The organism is Humidesulfovibrio sp., assembly GCF_030689645.1.
In the GTDB taxonomy this organism is placed as follows: domain Bacteria; phylum Desulfobacterota; class Desulfovibrionia; order Desulfovibrionales; family Desulfovibrionaceae; genus Humidesulfovibrio.
Window position 1 is genome coordinate 19,102 of record NZ_JAUYFU010000015.1, and the last position, 12,174, is coordinate 31,275.

Annotated in this window: 9 protein-coding genes and 1 tRNA gene; 5 read left to right on the plus strand and 5 right to left on the minus strand. The window is 52.8% G+C overall.

Annotated features, from left to right (window positions below; genetic code table 11):
* Positions 1–115: 115 nt before the first annotated feature.
* Both Q8O35_RS01940 and Q8O35_RS01945 read right to left on the minus strand, forming a co-directional pair.
* Positions 116–1,273, minus strand: a complete 1,158-nt coding sequence (locus Q8O35_RS01940; protein WP_305570008.1) for a SufD family Fe-S cluster assembly protein — start codon at positions 1,271–1,273, stop codon at positions 116–118.
* A 16-nt stretch (positions 1,274–1,289) separates the two neighbouring features.
* Positions 1,290–2,072 (minus strand): ABC transporter ATP-binding protein, encoded by a 783-nt coding sequence (locus tag Q8O35_RS01945; RefSeq protein WP_305570010.1) that lies wholly within the window; start codon positions 2,070–2,072, stop codon positions 1,290–1,292.
* A 178-nt stretch (positions 2,073–2,250) separates the two neighbouring features.
* Here Q8O35_RS01945 and Q8O35_RS01950 point away from each other — a divergent pair, with 178 nt between their 5' ends.
* Positions 2,251–3,018 carry a Smr/MutS family protein gene (locus tag Q8O35_RS01950; protein WP_305570011.1) on the plus strand — a complete coding sequence of 256 codons (768 nt, stop codon included), beginning with the start codon at positions 2,251–2,253 and terminating at the stop codon, positions 3,016–3,018.
* A gap of 140 nt (positions 3,019–3,158) precedes the next feature.
* Here Q8O35_RS01950 and Q8O35_RS01955 read toward each other — a convergent pair whose 3' ends face one another.
* A complete protein-coding gene (locus tag Q8O35_RS01955) occupies positions 3,159–3,644 on the minus strand; it encodes a hypothetical protein (protein WP_305570012.1) in 486 nt (161 codons plus the stop codon).
* A 477-nt stretch (positions 3,645–4,121) separates the two neighbouring features.
* Between Q8O35_RS01955 and Q8O35_RS01960 the strand changes: the two genes are divergently transcribed.
* Together Q8O35_RS01960 and Q8O35_RS01965 are read left to right on the plus strand one after the other, a co-directional pair.
* Positions 4,122–4,215: transfer RNA gene (locus Q8O35_RS01960), tRNA-Ser, on the plus strand.
* 233 nt (positions 4,216–4,448) lie between these two features.
* On the plus strand, positions 4,449–5,873 hold the full coding sequence (locus Q8O35_RS01965) for a site-specific integrase (protein WP_305570014.1): 1,425 nt from the start codon (positions 4,449–4,451) through the stop codon (positions 5,871–5,873).
* A gap of 881 nt (positions 5,874–6,754) precedes the next feature.
* Here Q8O35_RS01965 and Q8O35_RS01970 read toward each other — a convergent pair.
* Both Q8O35_RS01970 and Q8O35_RS01975 read right to left on the minus strand, forming a co-directional pair.
* The gene (locus Q8O35_RS01970) at positions 6,755–9,367 is read right to left on the minus strand and encodes a DEAD/DEAH box helicase (RefSeq protein ID WP_305570016.1); all 2,613 of its coding nucleotides are present in this window, start codon (positions 9,365–9,367) and stop codon (positions 6,755–6,757) included.
* The gene (locus Q8O35_RS01975) at positions 9,357–10,334 is read right to left on the minus strand and encodes a DUF1837 domain-containing protein (protein WP_305570018.1); all 978 of its coding nucleotides are present in this window, start codon (positions 10,332–10,334) and stop codon (positions 9,357–9,359) included. Before Q8O35_RS01975 ends, Q8O35_RS01970 begins: the two co-directional genes overlap by 11 nt.
* Positions 10,335–10,996: 662 nt before the next feature.
* Here Q8O35_RS01975 and Q8O35_RS01980 point away from each other — a divergent pair.
* Both Q8O35_RS01980 and Q8O35_RS01985 read left to right on the plus strand, forming a co-directional pair.
* Entirely contained in the window at positions 10,997–11,854 is an 858-nt protein-coding gene (locus Q8O35_RS01980; RefSeq protein WP_305570020.1) for a DUF6538 domain-containing protein, read from the plus strand.
* 18 nt (positions 11,855–11,872) lie between these two features.
* Positions 11,873–12,174 (plus strand): hypothetical protein (locus tag Q8O35_RS01985; protein WP_305570022.1); only part of this gene is annotated, 302 nt, incomplete at its 3' end.

Genomic DNA, 12,174 nt, shown 5'->3' on the forward strand with positions numbered 1-12,174 from the left:
CGTCCCAGCGAGCACCGTGAGCACCTGCCCGGCAGCCCCCAGCGCTGAAAACGAAAGCGCCCCCGCCAGTCACAAGGAACCGCGGGGGCGCGAAAGCGTCTTTTTGGCGCGAGCCCTACATGGCGTTCGCGTCGATCTGCTCCACCTGCTCCTGGATGGCCTTGGCCAGCGGGCCTTCAAGGCCCATTATGTCCACGTTCAGGAAGCCGCGCACGATGGTCGAGGTGGCCTCGGCCTCATCCATGCCGCGCGCCATCAGGTATTCGATCTCGTCCTGGGCGATCTTGCCCACGGCGGCCTCGTGCGAGAGGTCCACGCCCTCGACGGTGGCGTCGAGCTCCGGCACGGCCAGCATCTGCCCGCCGCCCAGAATGAGGCCCTTGCACTCCAGGTGCCCGCGGCAGGGAACCGCGTGCCCCGCGATGTGCCCGCGGGCGATGTTCACGCCGCCGGTGGTGATGGCGCGGCTGATGATCTCCGAGCGGGTTTCGGGCGCGTTCATGATGACGCGGTTGCCGCAGTCCACGTGGGAGCCTTCGGGCGTCACGATGATGGAATTGAACCGCGCGATGGCGCCGCGTCCGTTCAGGTAAATGGCGGGGTACATCTGCAGAGTGCCCACGGGGTTCAGGAGCACGTAATTGCTCTGGAACACGCCGCCCTCCTCCACCACGCCCACGGAGCGCGGGCGCACGGTGGCGTTCTGCCCCCAGTTGTGGACCATGGTGAAGGTGAGCTTGCCGCCCTTTTTCACGTAATATTCGGTGATGCCCAGGTGGGCCGCGCTGGTGGTGCTGTGGGCCGTGGAGCAGCCGGTCAGGATGTGCAGTTCGCTGCCTTCCTCCACCACCACGATGTTGTGCACGTTCTGTCCGCCCTTTTCAGCCTTCAGAAACAGGCACGACTGCACGGGCTTGGCGATCTTGGCGCCCGGTTTGGTGCGGATGAAGTAGCCGCCGTGGACGTTCTCGGCCACGTTGCGGGTAAACTCGTCCTTGTCGCGGGGAACCAGTTTCCAGGCGTACTCAGGCAGGCCGTCGTAGCGCTTCATGGCCGCCTTGATGTCCAGGAGCTCCAGGCCGGGGTCGCGGCTCTCGCAGTGCACGGTGCTTTGGTCCATGTGCATGAACACGGCGCTGGCCGCGTCGGAGTCCACGTCCACTCCGGCGTGCAGGATGCGGTGCTTGTCGCTGGCGTCCAGGGTGCGAAGATCGGCGATTTCGCCGTGCTCGATGCCTTTAAAGGCGTAGTCGGTGAGTTTGACTTCTTTCACTTGCGTCTCCCTGGCCCTAGAGCACGATCTGCCCGGGGGCGGGCTCGTTCAGGCACTTGATGCATTCCTGGTAGCCGTAGCTTCTGATGTGCTCCAGGATGTCGCGGGGGCGGGCCTCGCAGCACAGGTGGCCCTGGTAGAGCACCTGGCCGCGGTCGGCGTTGATGTAGTCGAGAATATAGCCCGTGTGGGTGATGATGAGCCCGCTTGTGCGCACCTTGCACTTGAGCGGCTTGTTGCAGTCCGGCAGAGCGTCCACCTCGCCGTCCAGCAGGCGGCGCACCACCTTGCCGATGAGCTGCATGTTCTCCAGGTCCACCCCGCTCTCAGGCTCGTCGAAGAGCACTAGGCCGGGCTTCTGCGCCATGAGCTGCAAAAGCTCCGAGCGCTTGATCTCGCCGCCGGAGAACCCGGCATTGATGTCGCGCTCCAGAAACTCCTCGAAGTTGACCTTGCGGGCCATGGCTTCGGGGTCGATCTCGCGGCCGCGCGCGCACATCTGCACCAGGTGCCGCGTCTTGAGGCCGTGGATGGTTGGCGGGCGCTGGAAGCTCATGCCGATGCCCAGGCGGGCGCGCTCGAACATGGGCATGTGGGTGATGTCCTGGCCCCGGAAGATGATGCGGCCGCCGGTGACTGTGTACCCGGAAAAGCCCATGAGGGTCATGAGCAGGGATGTTTTGCCGGAGCCGTTTGGCCCGAAGAGGATGAAGGTCTCGCCCTCGCGGATGTGCAGGTTGATGCCGCGCAGCACCTCGCGGTCGCCGATGCTGACGCGCAGATCCTCGATTTTGAGCATGAAGGCCTCGCTTTGCCCCGCCTGATTTCGGCCCCCCTGGCAGGGGGTCCGGCGGGCTTGAGAGCGGTTTCCTACCGAGTTTGGCGGATGAAGTCCAGCCGGGCCCAGGCTTATGCCCACTGCGTCGCTTTGCTCCGGCTACGCTTTCGTGTACGTTGCGCTTTATGCGAGGCACGCCATGACGAAAAAGCTCAACTCACTGGATGCGCTGAAGGAGCTCAAGCTCCCCGGCGCCAAGCCCACCCTGCAGGACCAGGTCAAGGCCGCACTGCACCAAAGCAAGAAGGGGCAGGTTGTTCCGGTCAAGCCACAGGCCAAAAGGACCACGGTCCAAGCCAGTCCGGCGGAAGATGCGGCAGACGAATCGCTGTTTTTCCGGGCCATGCAGGGGGTGGATCAGATCAGCGGAGCAGGACGGCAGATTCAGCCGCCGCCGCCGCCAGCAGCGGAGCTTGAGGAGGAGGACGGCGATCCCGAGGCCAAACTCATGCGCCAAGCCATGCTGGGCAACGTTGATTTCGAGCTGGAGCTGTCCGATGAGTACATGCACGGCTATGTGCGCGGGCTGGATTCCAAGATCTTCCAGCAACTCAAGGCTGGCAGCCTCAGCGCGGAGGGACGCCTGGACCTGCACGGCCAAAACACGGACCAGGCGCTCGACTCCCTGCTTTTCTTCATGCGCGAGAGCTATCTGGCGGGACGGCGCATGGTGCTCGTCATCCCGGGCCGGGGCAAGAACTCCCCGCGAGGGCTGAGCATCCTGCGCCAGGAGATGCAGACTTGGCTGACGCGCGAGCCGCTCAGGCGCATCACCCTGGCCTTCTGCACGGCCCAGCCCAAGGACGGCGGCGCGGGCGCCCTCTACATCCTGCTGCGCAAAATGAAGAAGAACCAGGGCAAAGTGGCCTGGGACAAGCAGATGAACTGGGAAGACGCAGACCGCTGAGGCCGCTGCCGCCAATACGGAGTTGAGCAGGGCTCACCGCCGGAGTCGATACGCCACTTGGCGCGCGAAATATCACCAAAAGGTCAATCATTAAAAAAGGCAGCGCCTTGCTGCACTGCCTTTTTCATATATCAAACTTGCTACTTGGCAGATGGCACCATCGGAATCTGCCTAGCCAACTCGTAGCGGATCACAGCGCGAATCTTCCCTTCGATCTGCAGATAGCGAGCAACCGTCGATGCCGAAACGACCTTTCCAAGCTTGCTGGCGCAGTTCTTGCGCAGAGCAACTTCGTCCGTCTCGATGGAAAGGACCTCCTTCGTAATCTTCGTAGCGGTGGCGTCGCTCATGGTGCCGCTGCCGTAGGCATCAAGGTAGCTTGCCACCACCTTGACGATGCGCTTGTTGATCGATTCAAGATCCTTCTGGTATGCATCGTATACTGGCCAGAACGCCATGTCTTCCTTCTCATTAAGGCGCATATTGACCCGTACGAGAAGTCGTTTGTCGGCCTTAATCTCTTTCACCAGGGCCTTCATATCCTCTTCTGCAGCCATATCTTGGGCGAAAGCGGATCCAGTGAAGAGACTCGCCAGGACAACAAAAACAATGGCAAAACGCTTCATACCTCATCCTCCCTGGTTCCGGTTGGAAGTGCAACAGCCGGTGACAAGACACTGCGGACACATGAACGACCACCACAATACATCGCATTACGCGTATTATTCAAGTGTTTTTCGAGGCAACATGCAAGGCCCACGCTCGCAAACCTCACAATACTCTGGTTCACTTACACATAACTAAAAATAAGGCCCTGCGCCCTCCAACGAGTTGACGCTGCTGCCCACGTTGACGGCGTCATTGACTCACATTGTAGCCTGCCGCATGCCCCAACAACGCCCCACGCAACAGTCACATGCTTGATGATTTTAAAGACGTGACAAGGGAAGAGAGCAGGCGAGGAATGGCTCCTGCCTGTTGGATGTCGCGCAGCACCTCCGGCATCACCATCCCCAGGCAGAACGAAACGGCTCTTGCCAGCGGCCCTCCCACAATGTATACACCGCCTCTCGAAACGGCATCACACCCGCCTTCTCAAGTGCGGAGAGGTAGCGAAGTGGCCGTACCGCGCCCGACTCGAAATCGGGTTACGGACTAATAATCCGTACGTGGGTTCGAATCCCACCCTCTCCGCCATTCACTTATGAAATCAATGTGTTACGATATGCGCTTCGCCAGGTGAGACAACCCGGTGAGGCATTGCCATGCACATTCCAGCCTACCTAACCCTTTCCCGTCATAGCATTTATTTCTTCCGCTACCCTCTGCCCAAGTCTGTTCACTCCCCAGGTGTCACTAAGGACATCAAGCTGTCCTTACACACGCGTGATTCAAAGAGAGCCTTGCAGACCGCACGGCTCCTCGCGTATGTGGGCGACATCATGGTAAACAAAGCCACTCAAAGCGGAATGAGCTACGCGGAAATCCGCTCAGTCCTGCACCAGCACTTCTCTACCCTTCTGCGCAAGCACGGGGACCGGATTGCAAGCCAAGGCCAGTTGGATACCCTGCGCGCGCAAGCGCTGAGCGCAGGGCGTGACCTAGGCTTTGCCATAGAGGAAGAAGAGGAAATTGCAACGACAAAAGAATTCATCGCCAAGCACAAGCTGCCGATCAGTGAGGGCACGCCAGAGTTCGCCACATTCAGGAAAGAATTCGATAAGGCGTACAGAGCCTATTGTGCAAAAGCTCTCGCGGTGAATGCCGAGTATGACGGGTACACATTCGAAGCGATTGAAACCCATCCGATCAAAGCCGAGTCATCACCCTGCACAGCCATTACCCTGAGCGACCTTGCGGATAGGTACGTGCAAGAACGCGTCAAAGGCGGGAACTGGACCGACAAGACCGAGCGCGAATACAAGGCCATGTTTACGCGGCTCACTGCGATCTTGGGGGATGAGCGGGATTGCCGCGCCCTGACAGTCGTTGATGGTCGAAAGGTCAAGGAAGTCCTAGGCAGCAGCAACAAAAGCAATGTGCGCAAGGCGATTGACGCCAAGGAAACCACTCACAAAGCCGCGTCATTCTACTCCGATACGCTCCACGCTAAAACGGTCAACAAACATCTCGCAACCTATGGCAGCCTGTTCAAGTGGGCGACCGCAAACGGATACGCCACAGCAAACATCTTTGAAGGGCTGACAATCAAGGTCGCGAAGAAAAGCGAGCATGTTCGTACCGCGTTTTCTCCTGAGCAGATCAGCCGCATGGTTAGTGAATTGACAGAGAACACTAGCGGGCTTGTGCGCAAGGATTACCAGAAATGGGGGCCACTGCTCGGCATATTCACCGGGGCGCGGTTAAACGAGATTGCTCAGCTCACGCCTGATGATGTCCGTCAGATTGACGGAATCTGGTGCTTTGACATCAATGAGCAGGAAGAGGGCAAGCACCTCAAGAACAAGGCTTCAAGCCGGATCGTTCCGGTCCATTCAAAGCTCATCAGTTTTGGCCTACTAGATTATGTCACCGCGATGAAGAAAACTGGACGCGGGCGCTTGCTCCATGAACTGACCTATGACCAGAACAATGGGTACGGACGAAATCTAGGCAGATGGTTCAATGACAAGTTCCTGGGCAAGCTCGGCCTTAAGGATACGCAGCACGTTTTCCATAGCTTACGGCACACGATGGTTACGGAACTAAAGCACGCGAACGTTCAGGATGCGATGCTGAAAGCCATAATTGGGCACGCGCAGGTTGGTGTTGCTGAGAATCACTACTTTGGCAAGGGATACAAGCCGGAGCAGTTGTCCAACGCGATTGAGTTAACGCATATCAATCCGTTGTAGCCGCTTATACACAATGGTCAGCCAACGAACGCATAGCCTGTTGCCAACACGCCACAAGAATTAACAGCCTAGAATTATTGACTATTCAAGAAAAGCCCCCTAGGGTTGGCTAGGCTTGCTGTGGCAGGCTAGGACAAGTTCGCTATAGTTAGACTAGTTAGGACTTGTTTAGGCAGGGCTATGGCTTGTTAGGTTACGGCTGTGGCTTGTTCGGTATAGTTCAGGCTTGCTACGCGGTATGGCTAGGCTTGCTGGGGTATGGCTTAGGGTCATTGTTTTCGTGAGAGGGGCTACTCCACTACTCGCTCTTCGTGAGAGGAGCTACCCGTAAAGTCTGCCAAGCCGGACCAACGGGACGAAGGGAACCGATACCAGCGGCCCCGCCTGGCCTTGGGGTCCCACACATCGCGCCAGGATACCCAAGGACGCGCCCAAGGATACTAGGGGGCAAGGGCCACCAAAACAGACAAGAAGCCGCCACGCCCCATCACAAGCAGAATAGTAACCGAATGGGCGAATGCCTGCGCCAACTCGCACCAAGAGCTTCCCCGACATCGTCACAAAACGCGCCAGGAGCCCCCCAGGGCGCGCTTAAGCAACCCCAAGCAGGGAACTTCACAACCCAGGAAGGACAGAGGCCACCACGGCGCTCAGGCAGCAACAAAGAAATGGAGCGGGCATGCGCCACTCAGCAGCGCCAAGAAGGATTCGCAGAGGCCACTGGGGGCGCAGCGCCCCTTTGAGAGTCAAGGGTGTCGGACAGAATTATGAATAAATTTTCAAATAAGTTGGTACAGCGAACAACACCCTGAATAGCATCACACGTACAGCTCGATGTTAAACGGTATTACCGAAGGCGGAACAATTATCGCATTACGGACTCAACGTAGGACTGATTGAACTTCAGAAATGACAGCAGTTGGTAAATCAAACTTACTTAACCCAGTAGATTTAAGCCATCGATAAGATTCAGCGCTGTCCATGTCAGATCTTGGAGCAGTTTTGGACAACAAGAATGCGCTTGTCCTAGAAATTCCATGCCCTATGATAGAAATCATTGTCTGAGAGCATGCACCTAACTCAAGAAACAAATGAAGCGGTGGGAGCGATCCAAGATACTCCGTATTACCAGTCTGGACAAGGGCGAATGCCAAAATATCACTATAACATTTAGTAAACTTTACATACGTAAAACGTAGATCAGTCTCGATTTCCTTAAATAGTTCTCTTGCAACAGTATTCGGATCAGCTTTCTTACGAACAAGCTCTGTATTTCTACGAGCAATTCTGAAACCGAGCATCGATGAGTATGAAGTACCGCGCATCCATATTAAAGCGAATTTCGCCAAATATTCGCATTGCCTATTCTGATAAGGAAGTTTTTTGAATTTCATATTTATACGTCTGAACAATGAAACGTATTGCTCAACAATCGACTTCCATGGTCTTAATGGATGCTGAGGGATTAAATACCGTGGGCCTTTTTTGGGATTGTTTAATGATTTTAAAAAATAATCATATAGCGCAACTTGGACAAAAACAGAAACACTTTGGTTCTTTTGAATAATATCAAACGGCAATGTACATCGTGACCGTATTTTCTCAAAACGAGATAAAACTTGATTGAAGAATTCGACTTGATCCTCTGTATTTTGTGGTAACGATCGATCAAGTCTGCCCTTCGAAAAATCATAAAACAATTTCATGAATGCATTCTCTAGCCCTGCCGTAGCTTTATCACCAGACGGCTGAGAGTCAGAATCGATGTAATTCAAAAGATCTTGCCTTCTTTCTGTAACGTAGTTGACAAGAGCTGGTTCAGTTGATGTTGCCTTATCATCAACATCAAGCTTGAATAACCATTCATTAACATTCAGCATATAAACATTACCTTCAAAATCCTTAGTGAGTCGACCAGCACGACCAGCAAGGTTCCAGAATTCAGCGGATGTAATTGGTATTTTTTTTCCTGCAACTTTCCCCTTAGTCGGATTTAGCATGAAAATATTCTGTGCTGGCAGGTTAACTCCCTGCAATAAAGTGCTAGTACAAACTAGATAACGTAATTTTCCACGCGAGAATAAGCTTTCAACACCTTTACGAAGAAATGCAGGTAGCCCACCGTAGTGAAAAGCTACACCGTGCAAAATTTCTTTTGCTAGCCTGTAGTCAGAATGTATCTCTCTTTTTATAAACTTGCTAAACTCTACAATCTCTGGATCGACAGAAGTAAAATCATCATCTGTAATCACTGAAATATCAGAGATATGGGTTGCGATTTTTTCACATTTTGCTTGCTCACTACCGTACACGATGTTAATTGCTTCATGTCCGATATAGTGTGCAACGTTAGCTATCGTTTGATCTTCAGAAATCAACTCAGTGCCGATGTTAATTTTACAAATCTCATCCGAGATTAACCCTTCATGATATGCTCTAACAGCAACCTGTGTCGTTAGGATCGGGTCAACATTGAGCAATATTAAGTTTTGAATTACAGCGGCATCGTGTGATGTTATTGAGCCCGATGTCTTTCTGTTTAAGTTAAAAAAATTGTGTAGTTTTGATATACCTTTTGCGAATGGAGCACCGAATACAATTCGCGCATCAGGGTTTCTATCAATCAAATTTTCAATAGCTGCTTGTAATATTACCCCTCTGCTTGGATCATTTATGTTTTGAATCTCATCTGCAATAACAAGCTGAAACGACTTACTTGTCGCTTCAAGCAAAAGCTGAACACGCTCTTGCGTTAAGACATATAATGTTGCTTTAGATTCTTCTGGATCAAATGGAACTTCAGAAACGTCAATATCAATATCGTGATATTCGCCAACAATACTTTGAATGTCTGAAATAACTTGTGATATTAATGCACGCGTAGGGACAATGTATAAAGCCCTTTCACACGCTTTGCTGACAAATGAGCTAACAATGAAATGCTGTAGAATGAAACTTTTTCCCGCAGAAGTTGGGGCACTAACTGAGATTGATTTGTAGTTTTGGAGAGCATCCCATAACATTTTTTGCAAATCGGTTGCTGTAATTACGCTATCAGGATTGATTTTAATTGAATTTATTAATTTATGAGTTTCATTTTCTACAGCGAGCGTGAACGGAATATGCAAATGTGTTCCTCCAAGCACATGATTGTTAAAGTGCCCAAGAGCGGGAAAATTCCCCAACCTTCCGAGTATTAGCGCTACTATTGATGCGACAGAACTAACATCATACTCATTTGACAATTTCTCGCAAGAGTTAACAATATTCCAACATGAAATACAAATTTCGTAAGCCGCTCTTCTATGAACGTGGCTACCTGAAGCAGCCAATGCAGTTGCACATTGCAAAAGCCTTCCTATAGAATCAGTGTCTTTAACCTCACCTTGATATCCAAAGCCGTAGGCAATCGATTGGCAATAAACAGTCTTCATTTCACCATGAAACTGTTCATTATCCCATATCCTGGAACAAAGCTGATCGCTAAGCGTCATAGCCAACCCCAAGGAATTGATAAAACGACTTTCTGAACGATTCCACGCTATCAAAAGGTAGTAATATACAATAGTACCTTAAACGTTCAATTTTTGATTCAATTATTTTAGTTTTGAAGAGTCCACACGCAGTTTCGACCCTGCTACGATACTTTTCCAAAAATTTGTTAATCGCTTCTTCTTCTGTGTACTTAACCATATTATCATACAAAGAAGAATCAAATCCGACGAAACAACAATACCTTTCTGACACATTATTTGATTGCGCAGTATACGGATCAAAATAATTGAGTAGATGCTGGCGAATTGATTCATCGTTAACGTCTGAATGCATCCTGATTATCTGAATATCTTTCTCTCTCTGTGAACCAAATTGATGTACAGATGTAAAATCCTTAATTGATTCACAAATACTATCTAATGCGCTCGACATCTGCTTGTATAGCTTTGCTTCTCCCCATAACAGCTCCAATGATTCAGTTTCTTTTGTAAAGATTATGTGCGCAGCATCAGTTCCATGCACTGGCATTGAACTATTTGTTTTCAGGTTCATCTTACATACAGCCCGTGGTGCTTTTAAGAACGCTTCAAGGATAATGAACAGGAGTATTTCACCAGGTTCACCACTCGTATCTAGTGATTTCTTTGCTGCGATAAGTGATTTTCTAGCTAAGTCTGTGAGATCAAGTATATATCGACTATCATTCGTTTCTTTAAATTTTGTATAATACGAATCTTTAACGTGCCTCGGGACACAAAAATCAATTATTTTGTAGTAAACATACTGTGCTAATTCTTCTGTGCTTGGCTGTCCACTTTTCATTGAGATGTACAGGAAACTTCCCTTCATGTTGATTGGCGAGACATCTGGCATCTCAATTTCTGACAGCACTAAACGGTTCTCGATGCCTGAGTATTCTCCTGCCAATGCAAGATCGGCCAGAGTCTTTTGTCTTTGATCTTCCATCGATCTTGTCCTCGTTAGGTCTGCCTATTCGAACCCTGCTATACCTTATCTGTTCCGCATCCATTTGCCAAGCCTTCAAGAAACACGACTTGGCTTCAGAACATGATTGACACCGAGTGTGTGAACAGTTCGTTAAACGTGGCCTACGGTATCTACAGGATTCGACGGCCAATATCGCCTAGTTCGCATTGTCGTCGGCAACACAAATCAGTACCTGGGTTCGAATCCCAACACAGAATCCAAATCGCCCCCCCCCAGCCGTACCAACAGGACGCGTCCCCAAAAGCGCCTGAGAGGCCCCAGGAGACGATTGGGCCCGCGGGCTGACAAAGACATGCCCCGCCCCACCAGGGGCGCTCAAAATCAATCCTGTGCAGCCGCGTTTTGGCTAAGGCCGGGCTGGAGCTGTCTGATCCATGAGATACCACAAGGATTGAAGCTGGACACACGCGCAGCCCTGCCATATGCTAGGTGAGACAGTGAGGTGAGACATTCCCTGAAACACTCGCCAGCGAACGCACGTCATTTCAGCATATTGCCTGAATGGTAGAGAATCCCACCCTCTCCGCCATTGATTCCCCAAGCCCTCGACTTCACAAGAATCCTTGAATCGCAACGACTTCCTGCTTCCCAACTGTCCCACAACGCTGTACCACAGGGGCATGGGAACGATGGCAAAATGTCCGGGCGTCTATCGTCGTGGCGAGTCTTCTGCATGGTGGTTCCGTCGGCGTGTGCCGCAAGACCTCCTGGCCTATTATGCGCCCAGGAAGGAATTCGCCCACAGCCTTGAGACCACTGACCACAGCACGGCCTGTCAGAAGGCCCGGCTGGAGTACGTGAGGCTGGACCAGGAGTTTTCCGAGGTCCGAAAGAAGCTGGCGGCCCAGCCGGTGTTCGAGCTGTCCAAAGTCGAGGTCCAGCGGATCGCAGCCCTGATCCGCCACGACATGCTGGCGGAAGATGAAGCGGCCAGGGTGCAAGGCAAGGGGGCTGACTACTTCGAGCGCCTGGACGAAGGGTTGGACGCGCAACGGGACATGCTCAAGCGCGCCCTGATCGACAACGACCTCGGCAAGGTCTCCGGCCTCCTGGAGGACTACCAGGACCGCCTGGGCCTTCGGCTGGACCCTGCCAGCCTGGCGTACCAGGAACTGGCCTACGCCGTCCTCCAGGCCGTGACGAAGACCACAGAAGAGCTTTGGCAGCGGAACCAGGGCCGCTTGGTGGAGACGCCCCAGCCCCCAGCCCCGGTCCGCATATCTGGAAAGGCCCAGCCGCTTGCCGCAGATGGCGAGCTGACGCTGTCCGGCCTCTTCGAGAAGTGGAAGGACGAGAAGCAGCGCACATTACCGGAGAACACCGTCACCGACTACGCCAGCCACGTCCGACACTTCCAGGAACTGCACGGCGACCTGCCTTTGTCGGGCATCACCAAGGCCCACGTCCGCGAGTTCAAGGACGCCATGCTCAAGTGCCCAGCCATCAACAGGCTGCCCAAGCACTACCGGGGCAAGTAGCTCCCGGCCCTCATCAAGTTGGCTGAGAAGGACACGAGTCTTCCGCGCCTGTCCGAGCGCACCATCAACGAGAAGTGTCTCGCGGCCCTGTCCGCTGTGCTGAACTGGGGAGTGAAGAACGGCTACATGGAGCATAACCCGGCCACAGGGATCAAGGTGGACGTTGGCAAGGTGAAGGAGAAGAAGCGCCTGCCCTACTCCGTGGAAGACCTGAACCTGATCTTCCGCTTCCCGATCTTTACCGAAGGCACACGGCCCAGAGGCGGAGCAGGCGAGGCTGCCAAGTGGCTGCCCATCCTGGCCCTTTTCACCGGGGCGCG

What these genes read in the sequence shown, in the direction of transcription:
- Q8O35_RS01980 (WP_305570020.1), top strand. Translation starts at nt 10,997, where the DNA reads ATGGGAACGATGGCAAAATGTCCGGGCGTCTATCGTCGTGGCGAGTCT.
- Q8O35_RS01975 (WP_305570018.1), bottom strand. Translation starts at nt 10,334, where the DNA reads ATGGAAGATCAAAGACAAAAGACTCTGGCCGATCTTGCATTGGCAGGA.
- Q8O35_RS01945 (WP_305570010.1), bottom strand. Translation starts at nt 2,072, where the DNA reads ATGCTCAAAATCGAGGATCTGCGCGTCAGCATCGGCGACCGCGAGGTG.
- Q8O35_RS01955 (WP_305570012.1), bottom strand. Translation starts at nt 3,644, where the DNA reads ATGAAGCGTTTTGCCATTGTTTTTGTTGTCCTGGCGAGTCTCTTCACT.
- Q8O35_RS01950 (WP_305570011.1), top strand. Translation starts at nt 2,251, where the DNA reads ATGACGAAAAAGCTCAACTCACTGGATGCGCTGAAGGAGCTCAAGCTC.
- Q8O35_RS01970 (WP_305570016.1), bottom strand. Translation starts at nt 9,367, where the DNA reads ATGACGCTTAGCGATCAGCTTTGTTCCAGGATATGGGATAATGAACAG.